This is a genomic window from Pseudoalteromonas sp. QJM3NY_22 (genome assembly GCF_056173065.1).
Window position 1 is genome coordinate 2,120,184 of the sequence record NZ_CM149655.1, and the last position, 19,421, is coordinate 2,139,604.

The following is a 19,421-nucleotide window of genomic DNA, read 5'->3' on the forward strand; positions in this document are numbered from 1 at the left end:
TCGACTTAATGAAAACTCTTACCCTTGTTTTAGGTAGCGCGCTGGCTTTAAATGTACTTAGCTTTGATGCACTTGCTGCAGCTACTCCCGATGCCCCTCATATTTACGTAAAGGGCGAAGCCACTCTTACCACAATGCCGGATTACGTACAGCTTAGTGTAGGTATTACCGAAGTTGATAAGGACTTAATTGCAGCTAAAAATAAAACCGATTTAACCATCGCTAAAGCAATTAAGCTCGTAAAAGAAGTAGGGGTTAGAGAAGGTGATATAAATGCTGGGCAAATTTCAATAAACCGTGATAGTCAATATAACCGCACAACCGGTAACCAAGACTTTAAAGGCTTCAAAGTTTCTCGCACATTAACAGTTAAACTCAGCGATATAAATAAATACCCAGAGTTACTACAAAGCTTAGTTAACAACGGAATTAACGAAATTAACCAAACGCAATTTTTAGCAAGTAACTACAACGAACTACATAAAAAAGCGCAAAAATTAGCAATAAAAGATGCACGCGATGCAGCAAAAGAGTTTAGTGAAGATTATGGCGTTGATTTAAAAGGTTTGTATAGCGCATCACTAAGTCCACTCAATGTGCAATCACAGCCTTATATGCGTGCAGAAAAAGTAATGATGGCTGATAGCGCACCAAGTAATTATGTACCTGATGCCTACCATGCTGGAGAGATTAAAGTAACAGCTTCAAGCTATGCTGTGTACTACATAGATTAAAATATAGGTTCTTCCTAGGGACGATTAACTCTATGTTGCTCGGTTTTTACTTAGCCCACTAGGTTACAAACCTCGCGCCGCGATTTAATCGCCCCTAGATTGAACAAATTTCAATCCAAATAATTCAACACGCCCTAGTGGTGCTCAAAACGTGCCACCAACTTCTCACCTTGCTCTTCGCTAATGCGGGCAATTGCATTGAGCATATTAGTTATTTCTCTCCTGTCGTATTCATTTGTGACATGTTCATTGATGTCATCAACAATCGCATTTAAATAATTAAACAAGCTGTTTCGTGCATCAGTGTCTTTGTGCGCAATAAACAAAATGTTTTTAAACGCCTCAAGCACGTTTGTCATTACGTATGCATCGCCTTTTGCGTAATTACGAAGCGGCGTAAAGTTGTCATGTAATAATTCGTCAAAGCTTGTTTCATGAAGGTATAGCAATGGGGCATTGTCACTGTGCTTAAACGAGTAGTTAATATCGTTAATTGAAAGCCTTTGAATAAGTAAAATGCTCAGCATATCAATTGATTTAACCGCAGTACCTGGATCGTTTATGCCTGGGCTCATTGCTTTAACCGCAATTTCTGATATTTGCGTCAACCCATAACGATAATGATCGCTAATGTATTCTTCTATATAAAAAATAAAGCAGTCGAGAATTTTATTTATCAGCTCTTCATCGTTTACTATATCTTTATTACATTTTAAAAACGGGTAACCTTTAACTGTAAAATAACCTTGGTTAACAGAGATATATACCTTTATATCTTGCTCTGCCAAAATGGCACACAGCTTATCGGTATGTACGCCTTTATAATATCCCTCTGTTTTACTGACAACAGAGTGCCACTTGCTAAAGTCTGGAAAGTCTTCAACGGGGTGATCTGATTGCCTTTGTATTATTGTTTTAATTTCGTTTTTAGTTTGGCTAAATAAGCCATTTAACACATTATCAACCTGAATAGCACGAGAGATTGAATGTATAAAAAATACAAATAAACCTAATGAAATCAAGCCAAAAATAAGTGCGAACAACACACCAATTGAATGAATTGCCGTACTGCCACCATCAAGCTTATTAATATTTATAAGCATAATAATTGAGTAAATTATGCTGCCTAAATAAAAGCCCAAAACCATTTGGTGTGATTTACGCGTAATAAGCCCTGGCACTACGCGAGGCGATAAACTCGCACTGGCCGAATTTAAAACAACCATTACCATCGAAAAACTAAACACGGTAAGCGAAATAATACTGCCTGCTAAAGTGCTTAAAATAGTACGCGCGTTTTCGGCGCTATCAACAAGTACAACCGATATAAACGATTTTAGCTGCTCAATAGGGGCTAAATATTCAACCGACATAGTTATAATGGCAAATACTAAAAAGCCCACTGAAAGCATAGAAGGGTAAAAGCCAATACTGTTAATCATTTCACGGTAACTGTCGGCTACTTTGCGAGGTACAAACATAAAATCCTTATGTAATTTTCTACTTACTTAATACCCTTAGCTTAGCATCATAGCTTAGTTCTTAAGGAACACAGACCGTGTGACTTCCTATCTTAAAACGGCAAATATCATTGTTTTTCTCAATGCTTTGCCGCTTACAATTTACCGCTAGTAGCTCAAATACACGATGTATCTTATGGCTGCACCGTGTTTGTTCTATGCAATCCAGAATATCATCCAACCAAAGATAACTGCACTTACTCGCTCTAAATGTCGAGATCGCACACTTAAACATACCCGCTGCACTATGGCAGATAAAACGCTTGATAAGTGTTTGCAGTATGCTCAGCCAAACCAATGATTCGGCAATATGAGGATCTCGTGTGATGAACCCTTTAAGGTTATTCCATGACTTTAGTTCTTTGAAAAACAACTCAATTTGCCAACGAGTTGCATATATATCGAGTAGTTCGTCAAAGCTAAACTGTGCCTCTTTTAAATTAGTAACAAGGAAAACGGGGCGCTTTTCATTCGGTAAATAGATAAGCCTGTACTCGGGCCCATTTTTCTTCCAATGTACTGTTAATTCAAGTGGTTGGCTTGCGAATTTATCGAGTAACGTTTTGATTTTAATGTTCTTTTCTTTAAGTTCTATACCCGCGCAATAAGCTGATGTAACGATTGGGTTAATGTTTTTATTTGCTCTGATCAAAAAATATCCGCCATCTTGAGCTACTTGCTCAAAGTAATCTAAGTCAAAATACCCAGCATCAGCAAGTAATAACGTATCTTCAAGTGTGTGGCTACCTGGTAAAAAGGCGCGCTCAGTTTCAACATCAGGACGAATATCTATTTCGCAGGGTTGTTCATTAAATAGGTCATAGGTAACGTGCAACTCAATTGCGGCAGGACTTACAGCAGTAAAACGACCAGCAAAAACCTGCGCTAATTCATCATGTAGAGCAAATGAAGAACCATCTTGCAATAACACTCGCTGTATTCCTCGCTGGGTAAAAAAGGTTTTATCCAGCGTGTTTACAGTCAATTTAGACATCGCTTGAATAACGAGCTCACGGACAAGCTCAGTCAAGGCTGGTTTTCGAATTTGATTATGAAAGGGTTTATAACTTATCGTGCAATCAGCCTGCGTTCGCAAGTTTTGATGGATATCTGACAAGTTAGCGTCTTGCAGGCAAGATAAGCTTTTAAATACGGCTTTGAGCAGAGAAACGATCGACAGGCAACGGTGTCGAACTTGAAATCCAGAGGTTTTTGCAAGCTCAATGAGGTGTTTTTCTGAGATAAGGGCTTTTAATTGGTTTGAAACTTGGTTAATCTGCATGTGAACTCTGTTTTTAGTCATGTTTTTATTGGCGTAACTATTTGATCATTAACAGAGTTCAACTTCAAGTTTTCTTAAGATCCAACCTATGAGCTTAGCATAGGCATTTATTAAACTTCTGATAATGCTGCTCAAATTTATATGTTATTATCACGCCCACAATAATAAAGCGCATGCTTATGCGATAAAATAACAGGAAAACGCCATGATCATTTCAACTTATGCTGCATTACTTGCATTGTTTTACATTTATTTGAGTTTTAACGTAATAAAAGTGCGCCGCGCTGAGCAGATATCACTTGGTGATAACGGTAACGCAACGCTGCAACGTGCTGTGCGTGCCCATGCTAACTTTATGGAGTACGTGCCAATTGCTTTAATTTTACTTTTTTTGGCAGAATACCAAGGGCTTGCTAGCCATTACTGTCATATATTAGGTGGTGCGTTATTAATAGGGCGTGTGTTTCAAAATATAGGCATAGTAGAAAAAAACCTGAAATATCGCCAAATTGGTACTATTGCGACATTTTTAGTGATTATTGTTAGCGCCTTTGTATTGCTAGTAACACGTGGCTAATTAAAGAAAAGTTAATGAGCAAAATATTTATAATAGGTTTACCGCGTACCGGCACAACCAGTGTGTGCCACGCATTTTTAGAGCTTGGTATTACAACGGCGCATACCGCGTATACTAATGCCTGTTTTGAAAATGCCAGCGCAATTGCCGACACTCCCATATTTAACGATTTTAAAGCGCTTGATATTCATTATCCAAACTCTAAGTTTATTTATTTAGAGCGCGAATTGAGTGCGTGGCTTGCATCAATAAAGCAGCTTTTAACGCGTATGCACACTAATTTAACGCGCGGCGACGGGGGCTTTAATATTCATATAAAACGCTGTTATTTAAACACATTTAGTGAGCTTTCGCTTAATAATATTAGCGACGATAGTTACTTAACTCACTGCTATAAAACACATTTTAATGACGCTCAAACGTACTTTAATAACCGCGACAACGATTTTTTATCCATTGATATAGCAAAACCAGAAAGCTACAAAAAGTTATGCAACTTTTTAGCATTAAAAAGTGATAAAACTGATTTTGAAAAAATGAATATGGGCGGTAAAGTCACCGCATGGAACGATATTAAACACCCGTTAAAAGTTGAATCTACGGCTAAAGGGCGCATAGATAAATTACTGCCTTACAAGATTTTTTAAATCAAATACGTTAAAATCCCCCGCATTATTATTTAAGTTGTACAGAACATGTTTGAATTAAAATATCACACCCCATTTGAATGGACCGAAGTTGTCCTTGCTGACTTTAATACTTTTTTACAAGATCACGCCGCTGCAGAAAAAAAAGCATCGGGTATGGCTATGTCTATGCTTTCGCATTACCCAGACAAACGTAAATTAGTAAAAGCTATGACCGACTTAGCGCTAGAAGAATTAATACATTTTAAACAAGTACTTAAATTACTTTTAGAGCGTGATGTAAACTTAGGCGATGACAAAAAAGATCCGTATATAAAACAAATTCGTGCACTGTTTAGACATGGTCGTGATGGTTTTTTAATGGACCGATTACTGGTTGGCGGTGTAATTGAAGCAAGAGGGCACGAGCGTTTTTCTTTAGTTGCACAAGCACTTCCTGAGGGTAAAGAAAAAGACTTTTATGTTGCTATCGCTAAATCAGAAGAAAAGCATAAAAATCTTTTTGTTGAACTTGCTTACGAGTACTTCGAAAAAGAGGAAGTGGATATACGTTTAGAAGAATTGCTTATAGCTGAAGAAAAAATCTGTGAAAGCATCCCGTTCACGGCAGCACTGCATTAAAACTATTTTAGTTAAACTGTAAAACATAGATAATCAAGTCTGTGTTTTACTTCCTATACAGTAAAAACACCCGCCTTTCTGAACCTCACGGATAACAGCTTAATAAAATTAATTTTGCATCGCAATTTGCTAATCACAATTAAAAATCTTATTGAGCAGTAAATAAGTTACTAATTTTAAACATAAATTACTTGGGCCAATAATTGCTTTATATAAAGAACAGTGGTTATATATTATTAAGTAAATTCTTCAAGCTGCCGATATATACCTACATAGTAAGTAATTAATTTTATATAAGTTACAAACTCAAAAAATACTAGGAGTAAATTATCAATGTCATCAGAAAGTAATGTTAAAGAGTTTGTAAAACCAAAGCCAGCTAATAAAGCGATGCCGAATAACATTTCCTCCATAACACAAAGCCAAAATAAACTTATCAATGTATTGTTGGTAGATGACGATCTTTTAATTGAGATTGTTATAAAAAAAATGCTTGAAGATGAATGTTTTAACGTTGATTTTGCTTCAAGTGCAGCAGAAGCACTTATTATGGTTTCACAAAATAATTATGACATTATTTTAATGGATATAATTATGCCTGAATTTACGGGCACAGATGCGATGCTAAAAATAAGAAAGCACATTGATAAAACCACAACAAAAATTATTGCACATACTTTTAGTGAAAATAAATATATTAATTTAGGTTTTGATGGCCAATTATTAAAACCAGTTAAAAAAAATGTGCTTATTGAAAATATTAAATCCTTATTGGTCTGATTTATAAAAAACAGTAGGGCGGTTCACTGTTTTTATTTATAGCTTACTAAAAACTTAAATTGTAATTTTCAAAGCGCTAATATTTATTTAGCGCTTTTGTGTATATTAAACCTTTAATTTATTTAAACTTGTAAAAATCCTTTAATAACAATAATTACTTCAAATTATTCCTTCAAAGTATTAGCAACTTCGCTTTTGTAATTGTTGCAAATATAAGAGCAAACGTTTCACACTTCTTAAAGTGGTTTCATAGGTTGGATCTTAAGAAAACTTGAAGTTGAACTCTGTTAATGATCAAATAGTTACGCCAATAAAAACATGACTAAAAACAGAGTTCACATGCAGACTAACCAAGTTTCAAACCAATTAAAAGCCCTTATCTCAGAAAAACACCTCATTGAGCTTGCAAAAACCTCTGGATTTCAAGTTCGACACCGTTGCCTGTCGATCGTTTCTCTGCTCAAAGCCGTATTTAAAAGCTTATCTTGCCTGCAAGACGCTAACTTGTCAGATATCCATCAAAACTTGCGAACGCAGGCTGATTGCACGATAAGTTATAAACCCTTTCATAATCAAATTCGAAAACCAGCCTTGACTGAGCTTGTCCGTGAGCTCGTTATTCAAGCGATGTCTAAATTGACTGTAAACACGCTGGATAAAACCTTTTTTACCCAGCGAGGAATACAGCGAGTGTTATTGCAAGATGGTTCTTCATTTGCTCTACATGATGAATTAGCGCAGGTTTTTGCTGGTCGTTTTACTGCTGTAAGTCCTGCCGCAATTGAGTTGCACGTTACCTATGACCTATTTAATGAACAACCCTGCGAAATAGATATTCGTCCTGATGTTGAAACTGAGCGCGCCTTTTTACCAGGTAGCCACACACTTGAAGATACGTTATTACTTGCTGATGCTGGGTATTTTGACTTAGATTACTTTGAGCAAGTAGCTCAAGATGGCGGATATTTTTTGATCAGAGCAAATAAAAACATTAACCCAATCGTTACATCAGCTTATTGCGCGGGTATAGAACTTAAAGAAAAGAACATTAAAATCAAAACGTTACTCGATAAATTCGCAAGCCAACCACTTGAATTAACAGTACATTGGAAGAAAAATGGGCCCGAGTACAGGCTTATCTATTTACCGAATGAAAAGCGCCCCGTTTTCCTTGTTACTAATTTAAAAGAGGCACAGTTTAGCTTTGACGAACTACTCGATATATATGCAACTCGTTGGCAAATTGAGTTGTTTTTCAAAGAACTAAAGTCATGGAATAACCTTAAAGGGTTCATCACACGAGATCCTCATATTGCCGAATCATTGGTTTGGCTGAGCATACTGCAAACACTTATCAAGCGTTTTATCTGCCATAGTGCAGCGGGTATGTTTAAGTGTGCGATCTCGACATTTAGAGCGAGTAAGTGCAGCTATCTTTGGTTGGATGATATTCTGGATTGCATAGAACAAACACGGTGCAGCCATAAGATACATCGTGTATTTGAGCTACTAGCCTAAAGTATCCCCAGAATTAGCCTTTATATATCAATAAACTAACAGTATTAAAAAATGTGGGAAGCGAGGGAACATTCATGGTGTTTTGTGATCTTATGAATCACTTACAAACAACAGAGCTAAACACCATGAATGCTTTTACTATTTTGCACAATATGCTCCGCGCTGTCACCCCTAAATCAATTCATAAAGCCAGATTTAATACTCTAGTCGCTGCCGTTAAATCTCTTTTGCACTGTCAGCAATGCACCTTGACGTCTATCGGTCGCAATTTGAATTCAAAAACCACTGAAAAACATGATATTAAACGTATTGATCGACTGCTCAGTAACCACGAGCTTTTACGTGAATCAACAACGGTTTATGTTCACTTAAGCCGTTTTGTGGTCACTGAAAAGCATCCCGTCATTTTGGTTGATTGGAGTCATGCCGATACACAAACCAAATATTGTATTCTGCGTGCCAGCATTGTCAGTGAAGGTCGCTCTTTAACCCTGTATCAGGAAAGTGCACTCAGCTTTCAATATCATTGCCCAAAAGTACAAAAACGGTTCTTGAAGATGCTCAAACTGATCTTGCCGAGTGATTGCCGGCCCGTCATTGTGACGGATGCGGGCTTTAAAGTTCCTTGGCTCAAAGCCGTGCGAAACAATGGCTGGCATTATATTAGCCGAGTTCGAGGTACGGCACACTTGAAAACGCAGGGCAGCGATGAGTTTGTTCCATGCCAGTCACTATTCAAGAGCAATCAACGTAAGAGCCAGTATCTTGGCGCGACCGAGTTGACCAAAAGTGCAAAATATCAAACGCATGCAGTGCTGGTTGGCAAGGGGCATAAGTTATTAAAAAGAGATAAAAAACGTGGTTATAAGGAGCCTTGGCTACTCGTTTCTTCACTTCCAAAAAGGCACCACTTTCTCGAAAAAGTGCTCAAATTATATGGTATGAGAATGCAAATAGAAGCCGGATTTCGAGATCAAAAAAGTGTTAGGTTCGGCTTAGGCTCAGATCTACACAGAACGAACAAACTCTACCGATTAGACATACTTTTACTGCTCGCAACACTGGCGCATTGGTTCTCAATGATGCTGGGTGCAGTGATAGACAAAGCAGGAAAGACAGGATCTTTTCAAGCTAACTCAACCAAAAGCAGGCGAGTAGTGTCATGGGCATTTGTTGGGTTGCGATACTTCAAAAAACAGTCCATTAAACTGCGACGGCGAGATTATTTAGAAGGGCTCGCCTATTTCGCACAAGTGGTAGTGCAACTCAATTGGAAAAATATGGATGTGAGTGATGTAATTGAAACTTAATGATTATTTTTGGGGATCCCTTAGGCTACTAGCGGTAAATTGTAAGCGGCAAAGCATTGAGAAAAACAATGATATTTGCCGTTTTAAGATAGGAAGTCACACGGTCTGTGTTCCTTAAGAACTAAGCTATGAGGGCTTGTTAGTCTTTTAGGATTGAAATTTGTTTAATTTATGCGCAATTTAATCGCTCCTAGATTTATAGCTTAGCGGTTCGGTAACAGCTTATGCGTTATTTCTCATGCTTGCATGCACGTAAAAATAATCAAAAGCCGGCTAGCAAGGAGCAAATTTTTCTTCAAGGCTATTATAAATTTATAAGCCGATAAGTATCTTTAATCAAGTTGTAATATGAATATGATTTAACACAACATTAGGGTATGTTGAATTTTGGCGATTGAATTTGCAGTAGTGTGTTTGGTTTTTAGGCAAGGCAGAGGCTATGTAGTGTGGTCATTCCCCATAAATAGGCGATAACGCAGCATAAATACCAAACATACACTGCCCTTAGGGCTGACGAATCCCCAAAACGTGACAGGCACAGCAATTTATGATCTTATGTAAATCACCACAACCCACATAAGTCACAACTGCTATGCCTGACACATCAGTTTGCCATAAGTACTTTAAACATGCATTAGCGCCATTCAATAATGCCAGAGTAAAAACATTACTAAGCTGCAGTAATGCATTAATTTCGGGCAATAAACTTACCTTAACTGAAATCGGCAGAAATTTGTCTGGCGCTGTGGATGTAAAACATAAAATAAAACGCGTTGATCGCTTCTTAAAAAATACTCACCTCTACAATGAAAGGGTCGCTATCTATAAAGCATTAGCTCATCCTATTATCGACTCTTTACCAATGCTTGCAATTGCCGTTGACTGGAGCGGTGCCTGTGGTCACGACTATCACTTACTGCGAGCAAGCTTACTTGTGGATGGGCGCTCTATCGTGATTTATAACATGATTGTTGAGCAGAAGAATTTTGATAGCCCAGCAACCAACAGCCTGTTTTTAGATGAACTTTATGAAGTGCTTGGACGACATCCTAGTGTCTATATTGTAACAGACGGCGGCTTTCTTACGCCTTGGTATAGTAAAGTACGCGAACTTGGTTGGCATATGATAGGTCGATTAAGAGGCTCAATGAAGTGTAAACTAGCCATGCAATCACAATGGCATACATTAAAACAACTTAGGGCTGGTGCCAGCGATATACCAAAGGCGTTAGGTCAAGCAAGACTAACTCAGTCCAGCCCGACAGCATGCGATGCATTTTTACACGTATATCATGGAAAAAATAAAGGAAGAAAAGGAAAAAGCAGATTTACGAAAGATACAAAAATGTATCAAAACTTAGCGAAAGAGCCATGGTTACTCGCGACATCAGACAATACAATGACGAGTAAGCGAGTAGTTGGTTTATATAGTAAAAGAATGCAAATAGAGCAAAATTTCCGCGATGACAAAAGTTTGAGATATGGTTTTTCGTGGCGTTTTAGTAAAAGCACCGGCATAAATAGAATAGGAATATTATGCTTGATAGCCACAATAGCGAGCACTGCGTTATGGTTTATAGGGTGTGAAGCAGAAAAAAGAAAGTGGCATATAAAATTTCAAGCAAATAGTGTTAAGAATCGCCGAGTTCTTTCATTTTTAACCTTAGCCAAGCAAGTCATAAAGCTATGTAAGAGACGTATTACACAAAGCTATATAGAAAAAAGTTTAAAAAACTTTATTTTTAATTATCAAAAAGAGGCCGCTGGATAAAGTGGGGATCCCTCAGCCCTTCGGGTTCTGCATAGGGGCGATAAACTCTTTGTTGCTCGATTTTTACTTAGCCCACTAGGTTACAAACCTCGCGCCGCGATTTAATCGCCCCTAGATTGAACAAATTTCAATTCGCAAAGGTCAACACGCCCTAGTAAATGACAACTTTAGCATTGTTAAACTCATAATTTAGCAATGCGCCATTATTTGATTGCTGTATAAGCTTAACTTTATTTAAACCATGTAGTCTAAATAGCAGAGGGGCAATAACAGTTATTGCTGAGCCCGTTGCACTGTCCTCATTTACTCCAAACTGGGGTGCAAAGTATCTAAAATGCGCTCTGGAATTTTTCTTGTCTTTATTTTTTATACTAAGGGCAATTACTGCATTTTTGTGGAGTTTACTCAAAGCTTTAAAATCAACGTGTAAGCTTTTTAAATCGTCTTTTTCAACGTCTTTACTAAATTCTTCATTAAATAATACAACCGTATAACCGTTTTTATCGCCGGTACTGTAGGCTGCTTTTATTGCTGATGAAAACACACTTTTTAACTCACCTGCAGCTAATTCGCTTTTTTTAGGCTCTATGCTTTTTAGTAATAACTGGGTGCGTTGTTTTTTTACTCTTATAGTAAAACGCTCATTACTCATTGATGTAAGTGCTTCTGGGCAATAACCAAAATGCTTTATTAAAAAATTAGCGGCCGCTAAAGTGCCATGTCCACAGCGTTTAATTTCACTTGTTTGGTTAAACCAGCGAATATTACAATGGCGTTTAGTTATCTCATTTTGATTTAAAAATACGGTAGCAGGGTGGTTTGATTGTGATGCAATATATTGCATTGTTTTTGATGTTAACCCATTTTTATAAATAACAATTAAAGCACTAGAGCCTTTTAAGTTATTTGCAGGGCTATAAAAAACAGATTCGGTGGAAGTGAGTTTTATAAAGCGAAGCGCAAGCCATTTGGGCTTACGCTTCGTTAAACAAAGAGTATTAACCTTTGCTTGCATACGCGTCGTTATGAACGCCCGCAGCACGACCTGATGGATCTGCATTGTTTTGGAACGATGCGTCCCATGCAAGTGCTTCAGGAGTCGAACACGCTACCGATTTACCATGTGGTACACATTTCGCTGATGCATCACCCGGAAAGTGCGATTCAAAAATAGTACGGTAGTAGTAAGCTTCTTTTGAATCTGGCGTATTAATAGGGTATTTAAATTTAGCATTTGCAAGCTCTTGATCGCTCACTTGCTCATTTACAAACTCTTTTAACGTATCAATCCAACTGTAACCAACACCGTCTGAAAATTGCTCTTTTTGGCGCCATAAAACTTCATCAGGCAAGTAGCCATCAAAACCTTCACGTAAAATGTGTTTTTCAATTTTGCCATCTTTACACATTTTGGCTTCAGGGTTGATACGCATAGCAACATCAACAAATTCTTTATCAAGGAACGGTACACGTGCTTCAACACCCCATGCCGCCATTGATTTATTAGCACGTAAACAGTCAAACATATGCAGTTTTGATACTTTACGGTTTAGCTCTTCATGAAACTCTTGTGCGTTAGGGGCTTTATGGAAGTATAAGTAACCACCAAATAGCTCATCAGCACCTTCGCCAGATAACACCATTTTAATGCCCATCGCTTTAATTTGGCGAGCCATTAAGTACATAGGTGTAGAGGCACGAATCGTTGTTACATCATACGTTTCAATGTGGTAAATCACTTCACGCAGTGCATCAATACCTTCTTGAATGGTAAAAATGATAGGGTGGTGAATAGTACCAATCATGTCAGCTACTTTTTGGGCAGCGGCTAAATCAGGTGAGCCCTCAAGGCCTACTGAAAAAGAATGCAGCTTAGGCCACCATGCATCGCTTTCATCGTTATCTTCAATACGTTTTGCAGCAAAACGCTGGGTAATAGCAGAGATAACCGATGAGTCTAAACCACCAGAAAGTAATACCCCGTATGGTACATCACACATTAGCTGGCGTTTAACGGCTGCTTCTAACGCATCTTTAACGTCTTGCGCTTGTGCGCTGTTATCTTTAACTGCATCAAATGTTTCCCAATCACGTTTGTAATAAGGTGTCATTTTGCCATCTTTGCTGTACAGGTAATGCCCTGGTGGAAATTCTTCAATATGCTTACAAATTGGAGAAAGTGCTTTTAGCTCAGAAGCAACGTAAAAGTTACCGTGCTCGTCGTGACCAGTGTAAAGCGGGATAATACCAATATGGTCACGGCCAATTAAGTAGGCGTCATTTTCTTCGTCGTATAAACAAAATGCAAAAATGCCATTTAGGTCATTTAAAAAGTCAGGCCCTTTTTGTTTGTACAGCGCTAAAATAACTTCACAGTCTGATTGAGTTTGAAAAGTAAAATCAACATCTAGCTCTGCTGCAAGTTCTTTATGATTATAAATCTCGCCGTTAACCGCTAAAATATTTGTTTTTTCAGGATTGTATAAAGGCTGTGCACCGCTTGATACACCAACAATAGCTAAACGCTCATGCACTAAAATAGCTTTTTCAGATGCGTATACACCAGACCAATCTGGGCCTCGGTGTCTAAGCAGCTTTGACATTTCAATTGCTTGGGTACGCAATTGAGTGGGATCAGATTTTATATCTAATACCCCAAAAATTGAACACATAGTAACTCCTCATTCCTATTATGTGTGCAGCAAAGCCAATTTGCTGTGCTGCGAAACCTTGTTTTATCAGAAAAAATTACTCAAGTCACATAGCTTTTACAATTAATTAAGAATAATTTATGCACCAAGTTATATTTAACTGCACCAAAGTGGTTAATGTGTGGTTCCTGCTGCTATTTTTACGTCACTATTATTGTTCAAAGCTTGCGCAACCATCACTTTTAGCGCGTTAATAATGGTTTCCTCACTCATGCTTGGTGCGCCATTGTGGTGCACAGCTTGGCTTGGTAAATAAGGGATATGAACAAAGCCACCTTTCATTACAGCGCAGTGATCATTTATGTAATGCATAAGACCATACATAACGTGATTACACACATACGTGCCTGCCGTATTCGAAATGGCAGCTGGTATATTACTGTTGTGCAATGCTTGTAACATGCGCTTTATTGGTAAGTTTGTGAAATAGGCATCAGGGCCATTTTTTTCTATTGGTGTATCGACAGGTTGATTACCTGCATTGTCTTTAATACGTGCATCGTCAACGTTTATTGCTATTCGCTCTATTGATATTTCACTGCGCCCACCGGCTTGGCCTATACACAAAACAACCGCCGGATTGTGCGACTCAATGGCGTTTATAAGCTGACTGATAGACGTATTAAATTCACAGGCAAGTTCTAGTGTGCATATTTTGTGTTTCATGATGATAGTTTCATCAAGCTTTTGCACTGCTTGCCAAGAAGGATTTATAGCTTCGCCACCAAAAGGCGCAAAGCCGGTTATTAATACACACGCCATTGAAGAAGTTGATTTAGTCATTAAACACCAAGCTATACATTAAAATAATATTAACGGCGAGTAAGGTAACTGCCGTCGGAATTTGAACCTTTATTACATGGTACTTATCTTTTAAGTCTAAAAGAGCGGCAGGAATAATATTAAAATTGGCTGCCATCGGCGTCATTAACGTACCGCAATAGCCGCTATACATACCTAGCGCTACTAAAGGTGCAGGGCTTGCGCCATGACCTTCAATTAAAAATGGCATCGCTATACCAGCAGTCATCACCGGAAATGCAGCAAACGCGTTACCCATAATCATGGTAAAAAATGCCATACCTATACAATACAAAACAACCAGCATAAAACGGTTATCAGGGGCTATAAATAAAGTAACTAGTTCTTTAATAGAGTCGCCTGTTTGCGCCACAATAAATACCCCACCAAGCATGGCTAGCATTTGCGGTAAAATGGCTGCCCAACCAATAGAATCTACTAAACGGCGTGATTCGCTTATGGCTTGAACAGGGCTACCACCGGTTATTTTCCAGCCAACAAGTAATGCAAAAATACATGCAATGGTTAAGGAGGCGAGCGTTAAATGGCGTTGATCAAGTAAGTAAACATTGTTTATAGCTACATTATCAAATAGTACAGTAAAGACTACGGTAACAATTGGGATCATTAAAGCGGGAATAAATAACTTATTGCCTAGAGTTTTAGCGCTTTGGTTTTGATCCTGCTCGCTAGGAATAGAGTAACTTCCCATGGACACTAAATTTAAGCCGGCTAATAAAGCAATGAGTAATACGCTAATACCCACCATTAAATACGTTGTTTGTGCACCAAGAGTTGCAATAGCAAAATCACCAAGTAAAAAGCTACTGCCAAATAAAAACCAAAATAGGGCGGTTGTAAGCCTTTTTGGATGATTTTTGTCTTGCAGGGTACGTACTACTAAAAACATCACCATGATGCCAATAAGCAGGTATATGTTTTCAATGGTCACTAGTGCAGTGCTTGTGTGCGATACATCAGTATCAATTACTTTACTCATAGTATTGGCTCCGGTGCATTATATTTAGCAACCGCTTTTGCAATTTTACTTTCGAGTCGAGCTAGTCTAAATAAGTGAATAACCAAGGCGCATAGCGCAGTAGGGATTGCCCATAAACCAATATCCAGGGGTTCAATACCGGTTATGCCGTTTTCTTTTAAAAATGCATCCATAAGTAAAACAGCACCAAAGGCTATAAATATGTCTTCACCAAAAAATACCGCAATGTTATCAACCGCCGCCGCATGGGCGCTGATCATGTCTTTTACGGGTTTAGGCAATTCGCCATATTTATTTGTAGCAGCTCCTAATGCCATAGGAGCAAGCAAAGGACGAACCGTTTGTGCTTGCCCACCGAGTGAGAGTAAACCAAGTGCAGCCGAGCATTCTCTAACAATAAAATAAAGAGCGAGTATACGCGCGCTGGTGGCTGTTTTAATTTGTGAAATCCAATCGCGAGCACGTTGTTGTAATCCATAACGTTCAAGCAGTGCAATAACAGGTAAAATTAAAATGAAGCTCGCTAATTGGCGCGAGTTCATAAACTTTTCGCCAAACGTTTGCAGTAAGCTGATAAAATCAAGATTGACTGCCCAGCCGGTCGCAAGTCCTGCAAAGGTAACCACTAGTAAAGGGTTAAAGCGCAGTGCAAAACCGATTACTACAACAGGAATGCCAATAAGCGGCCAATAATTTAAATCGAACATAGTTTTCCTATTTATTTTTAGAATGTTTTTATAGGTTATTTTTAAGTGCAAGGCTCAATTGATGTAGGTGTCCGTCAAGTTTCTGCTTCGCCTTTGCTGCTTCTTCAAACGTTACATATTTAAACTCAACAGTATCTAAAGGTCTAAATTGTGCAAATTGATGTAAGTCGGCTTCAATAACAGTGCCTAAAAGCGGATAGCCCCCTGTGGTTTGGCCATCATTTAGTAACACAATAGGCTCTCCATTTGGTGGTAGTTGAATACTCCCAGGACTCACCCCTAATGATGGCAAAGAGTGCGAATGTGCCAAATTATTTTTATGCTCAAGCCTTACGCCCATTCGGTTGCTGTTACTACTAACTTTAAATGCGGTAGATACAAAGTTGCTAAGTAAAGGCTGGCCTAATAAATTAGCATGAGGACTTTGGTGCAGTCGTATAAGCTTGCGCTGGGCGGGGGCCATTGCGCCTACTTTTATAAACTCTCCATAATAAGGGGTAATAGGTATTTCATCACCAGTGGTGAGAGCTCTACCTTCAATACCAGCAAAACACGCGTTTAAATCTGTAGATTTAGAGCCCATAACCTCAGTATTTTGTATACCGCCTTTCACTGCTAAATAAGCTCTTAAGCCGGCTACTACCAGTAGCAAAGCTCAGTACTTGTTTGTTTTTTACTGCATATGTCCAGCCAGGATAAATTGCATGTCCATCGAGGGTTGCTTGCAAATCGGCACCATGCAGTGCAATTACTGTGTCGCAGGTGAATTCCAGCTCGCATAAACCAACGGTTATTTCTAAAATGGCATCATTGTCGTTATTATTAAGTAATCTATTAGCAATGATTTGCGAAATGGGGTCCAAGCTCCCAGTTTTGCTTACACCTAAATGGCGGTAGCCTTCACGGCCAAAATCTTGAATTGTAAGTAATACACCACTTTTAAGGACTTTAATCATGAGTTGCTCCTTTATTAACTAGCGGAACAAATTCAAGCGTATCGCCTGGTTGAATTAAACAAGGTTGCTCAGAGGTCGAATCAAACAAAGCAGTATCTGTATGACCTATTATGTGCCAACCACCAGGGGTATCTGCGGGGTAAATTCCGGTTTGTGCAGCACCTATCGCAACAGAACCTTTAGGTACTTTAATGCGAGGCTCGTCACGCCTTGGTGTATACAGCCTGTCATCTAAGCCGTGTAGGTAAGCAAAACCGGGCTGAAAGCCTAAAAATAAAACGTGGTACTTGGTGTTACTATGAATATTAATAACCTCATCGGCGCTTAAATTATGATAACGAGCCACGTAATTAATATCCTCACCCTTGTATGTGGTTTTGATTAAGTGATGTTGCCCCTTAAAAGTACTAGTTTTAATATCATTCCACAGCGAAGGTAGGACTTGTAACCACTTATTTAAGTGTTTATCTGATTTTAAATAAAGAGTGAGCGAGTTCATGGCCGGCACCAAATCGCTAAATTCATCAGTGCTTTTACAGTGGCTAGTTAAAGCCCAAATTTTCTTTTGAATAGAGAGTCTATCTGTAGCGTCTAAATGCGATGCATAAAACAGTAAACTACTGTTTGTTAATGCATAAATATGAGGAGTTGGCTTCATTAAATAAACCTATTTGTACAACATAATTTAAACGTAACACAGTTTTATTAATTTATTTACACCATTGCGACTAAGTGGTTATTTTTATATTTAATTAATCGTATTTAACTTATTGAGGACCTAAATTCGGATAATAAGTGCAATTTCTCAGATTAGATGGCCAGCTGTTATAATTCGGCCATTCTCTCGCCAAAGGAAATTGCTTTAATGAAATATAAACAGCTGACACAAGCAGAAAGATACCAGATTTACGCGTTAATAAAAGCAGGAAATAACCAAAAACAGATAGCTGATGAACTCACTCGTTCACCGTCATCTATCTCTAGAGAGTTAAAACGCAATAAAGGGCTTAAAGGCTATCGACCTAACCAAGCCAATAATTTTGCAGAGCAAAGACGCAAGTCATCTTTCAAAGCAAGTAAGTTAACAGATGATGTTACTGACTGGATTAATAAATTGTTGGTTGACGGACTTTCGCCAGAGCAGGAGGCAGGCCGCTTAGCTTTAGAGAAAAAGGTCGTTTTGCATCATGAAACGATTTATCAATATATTTACAGAGACAAGGCTCGTGGTGGTGAACTACATAAGACACTCACTCGTGCATGTAAAAAGTATAAAAAACGCTATGGAAGCTACGATAAACGTGGACAGATAGTTAATCGAGTCAGTATTGATGAACGCCCAAGTATTGTGGATTCAAAGTCTAGGATTGGTGATTGGGAGGGCGATACAGTGATAGGCAAAGGGCGTAAAAATGCCCTTGTTACAATGGTTGAACGTAAAACGTTATATACAGTCGTTCACAGAATTGAAAGCAAGCATGCGAAAATAACAGCCGATGCGCTGATCAAGTGTATGACACCCTATAAAGGTAAGGTTATTACCGTGACTTTAGATAATGGAAAAGAGTTTGCTCACCATGAGCATGTTGCACAAAAATTAGAAGCGGATGTGTATTTCGCTCACCCATATTCATCATGGGAGCGGGGCATAAATGAGAATACCAACGGCTTACTTAGACGCTTCTTCCCCAAGGGAACTGACTTTATGTCGCTAAGTGAAGCAGAAATACAGGCGGCAGTTGATAAGCTCAACCATCGGCCAAGAAAAACAAGAGGGTATAAAACCCCTCATGAGTTATTTACGGGGCAATCAGAAGTTCTGGTGGCTGCATAATGATTGCACTTAATACTTGAATTCAAGATAAGAAGCTTGCTAAAAACCGTACGTTATTTAGTGTGTTTCATAACTTTGCTTTATTTGTTGTTTTACTTGTTACCTTACCTATTTTGTTAAACCTTACAACGAGCCAAAGCTTAGCCGCAGCCCTTGTAACGGCTGTAGTGGTTACTCTACCGAGTTTAAACAATTTAATGCCTAATGCACGCTGGTGGCGTTTTCCTATTCTTGTATTTATTTTATGTGCTTTGAGCACTGCTGTGTGGCAATTGAGAAGCTATGTGCCTCCTGCAGCGCTGCGATTAACCGATATTACGTTAGTTCATGAAGTTGATTTACAGCATAAAAAGCCAGTAGGGAGTATCAAACAGTTAGACTCCTATACACTGCATCATCAAGGTTTATATAGTTGGACCGCTGTTAAAGCACCAAGAGGTTTAAATGAAAAAATATTTCATGTGTGGCTTCATAATAAAGAAGAAGTTGATCGGATCACGTTAAATATAAACGGCGGGAGAGAGCTTGGTTACAGAGCATGGACCCACAAGGTAAATTTTCCTAGCGACTCTGTTGGTAAGTGGCAGGTAAAAGTAGTCACTGAATCAGGCCAGTTAATAGGTTTAACGAAATTTACTGTTACACCTTAATT

17 protein-coding genes and 2 pseudogenes are annotated in these 19,421 nt (G+C 38.5%); 10 read left to right on the plus strand and 9 right to left on the minus strand.

Annotated elements, in window-relative coordinates; translation table 11 throughout:
• Nucleotides 1-8 precede the first annotated feature (8 nt).
• Entirely contained in the window at nt 9-734 is a 726-nt protein-coding gene (locus AC0VZ4_RS09435; RefSeq protein ID WP_007377161.1) for an SIMPL domain-containing protein, read from the plus strand.
• A 134-nt stretch (nt 735-868) separates the two neighbouring features.
• Here AC0VZ4_RS09435 and AC0VZ4_RS09440 read toward each other — a convergent pair whose 3' ends face one another.
• Together AC0VZ4_RS09440 and AC0VZ4_RS09445 are read right to left on the minus strand one after the other, a co-directional pair.
• Nucleotides 869-2,215 carry a DUF2254 domain-containing protein gene (locus AC0VZ4_RS09440; RefSeq protein WP_475441548.1) on the minus strand — a complete coding sequence of 449 codons (1,347 nt, stop codon included), beginning with the start codon at nt 2,213-2,215 and terminating at the stop codon, nt 869-871.
• A 61-nt stretch (nt 2,216-2,276) separates the two neighbouring features.
• Nucleotides 2,277-3,536, minus strand: coding sequence for an IS4 family transposase (locus tag AC0VZ4_RS09445; RefSeq protein ID WP_475441549.1), 1,260 nt, complete (start codon nt 3,534-3,536; stop codon nt 2,277-2,279).
• A gap of 205 nt (nt 3,537-3,741) precedes the next feature.
• On the opposite strand from AC0VZ4_RS09445, the gene AC0VZ4_RS09450 reads away from it, so the two are divergent.
• The 7 genes from AC0VZ4_RS09450 (at nt 3,742) to AC0VZ4_RS09480 (ending at nt 10,760) form a co-directional block, all read left to right on the plus strand.
• Complete coding sequence (locus AC0VZ4_RS09450; RefSeq protein WP_149605286.1) at nt 3,742-4,113, plus strand: MAPEG family protein; 372 nt, start codon at nt 3,742-3,744, stop codon at nt 4,111-4,113.
• Nucleotides 4,114-4,127: 14 nt separating this feature from the next.
• The gene (locus tag AC0VZ4_RS09455) at nt 4,128-4,760 is read left to right on the plus strand and encodes a sulfotransferase (protein ID WP_033029593.1); all 633 of its coding nucleotides are present in this window, start codon (nt 4,128-4,130) and stop codon (nt 4,758-4,760) included.
• Between the two features lie 48 nt (nt 4,761-4,808).
• The gene (locus tag AC0VZ4_RS09460) at nt 4,809-5,381 is read left to right on the plus strand and encodes a MiaE family protein (RefSeq protein ID WP_475441550.1); all 573 of its coding nucleotides are present in this window, start codon (nt 4,809-4,811) and stop codon (nt 5,379-5,381) included.
• A gap of 333 nt (nt 5,382-5,714) precedes the next feature.
• Complete coding sequence (locus tag AC0VZ4_RS09465) at nt 5,715-6,161, plus strand: response regulator (protein WP_008133516.1); 447 nt, start codon at nt 5,715-5,717, stop codon at nt 6,159-6,161.
• Between the two features lie 339 nt (nt 6,162-6,500).
• Nucleotides 6,501-7,679: an IS4 family transposase gene (locus AC0VZ4_RS09470; protein ID WP_475441551.1), complete on the plus strand. Its 1,179-nt coding sequence runs from the start codon at nt 6,501-6,503 to the stop codon at nt 7,677-7,679.
• A gap of 92 nt (nt 7,680-7,771) precedes the next feature.
• On the plus strand, nt 7,772-8,989 hold the full coding sequence (locus AC0VZ4_RS09475; protein ID WP_475439682.1) for an IS4 family transposase: 1,218 nt from the start codon (nt 7,772-7,774) through the stop codon (nt 8,987-8,989).
• Between the two features lie 592 nt (nt 8,990-9,581).
• Nucleotides 9,582-10,760, plus strand: coding sequence for an IS4 family transposase (locus tag AC0VZ4_RS09480; RefSeq protein ID WP_096792381.1), 1,179 nt, complete (start codon nt 9,582-9,584; stop codon nt 10,758-10,760).
• Between the two features lie 151 nt (nt 10,761-10,911).
• Here the strand turns inward: AC0VZ4_RS09480 and AC0VZ4_RS09485 are convergent, their stop codons facing one another.
• The 7 genes and pseudogenes from AC0VZ4_RS09485 to pxpB all read right to left on the minus strand — a co-directional run bounded on the left by AC0VZ4_RS09485 (nt 10,912) and on the right by pxpB (nt 17,593).
• Nucleotides 10,912-11,775, minus strand: coding sequence for a PhzF family phenazine biosynthesis protein (locus AC0VZ4_RS09485; protein WP_475441552.1), 864 nt, complete (start codon nt 11,773-11,775; stop codon nt 10,912-10,914).
• Nucleotides 11,759-13,432 (minus strand): asparagine synthase B, encoded by a 1,674-nt coding sequence (gene asnB / locus AC0VZ4_RS09490; protein ID WP_475441553.1) that lies wholly within the window; start codon nt 13,430-13,432, stop codon nt 11,759-11,761. The genes AC0VZ4_RS09485 and asnB overlap by 17 nt, the downstream gene beginning before the upstream one ends.
• A 153-nt stretch (nt 13,433-13,585) precedes the next feature.
• The gene (pcp, locus tag AC0VZ4_RS09495; RefSeq protein ID WP_475441554.1) at nt 13,586-14,254 is read right to left on the minus strand and encodes a pyroglutamyl-peptidase I; all 669 of its coding nucleotides are present in this window, start codon (nt 14,252-14,254) and stop codon (nt 13,586-13,588) included.
• Nucleotides 14,247-15,272: a DUF979 domain-containing protein gene (locus AC0VZ4_RS09500; RefSeq protein ID WP_475441555.1), complete on the minus strand. Its 1,026-nt coding sequence runs from the start codon at nt 15,270-15,272 to the stop codon at nt 14,247-14,249. Before AC0VZ4_RS09500 ends, pcp begins: the two co-directional genes overlap by 8 nt.
• A complete protein-coding gene (locus tag AC0VZ4_RS09505; protein WP_475441556.1) occupies nt 15,269-15,979 on the minus strand; it encodes a DUF969 domain-containing protein in 711 nt (236 codons plus the stop codon). Before AC0VZ4_RS09505 ends, AC0VZ4_RS09500 begins: the two co-directional genes overlap by 4 nt.
• A gap of 28 nt (nt 15,980-16,007) precedes the next feature.
• Nucleotides 16,008-16,935 (minus strand): annotated as a pseudogene (locus AC0VZ4_RS09510) (5-oxoprolinase subunit C family protein).
• On the minus strand, nt 16,928-17,593 hold the full coding sequence (gene pxpB / locus AC0VZ4_RS09515) for a 5-oxoprolinase subunit PxpB (RefSeq protein WP_475441557.1): 666 nt from the start codon (nt 17,591-17,593) through the stop codon (nt 16,928-16,930). The pseudogene AC0VZ4_RS09510 and the gene pxpB overlap by 8 nt, the downstream one beginning before the upstream one ends.
• A gap of 207 nt (nt 17,594-17,800) precedes the next feature.
• Between pxpB and AC0VZ4_RS09520 the strand changes: the two genes are divergently transcribed.
• Together AC0VZ4_RS09520 and AC0VZ4_RS09525 are read left to right on the plus strand one after the other, a co-directional pair.
• Nucleotides 17,801-18,769 (plus strand): IS30 family transposase, encoded by a 969-nt coding sequence (locus AC0VZ4_RS09520; RefSeq protein WP_475441638.1) that lies wholly within the window; start codon nt 17,801-17,803, stop codon nt 18,767-18,769.
• A gap of 32 nt (nt 18,770-18,801) precedes the next feature.
• Nucleotides 18,802-19,419, plus strand: a pseudogene (locus AC0VZ4_RS09525) (DUF5924 family protein); the annotation flags it as partial.
• Nucleotides 19,420-19,421: the final 2 nt, after the last annotated feature.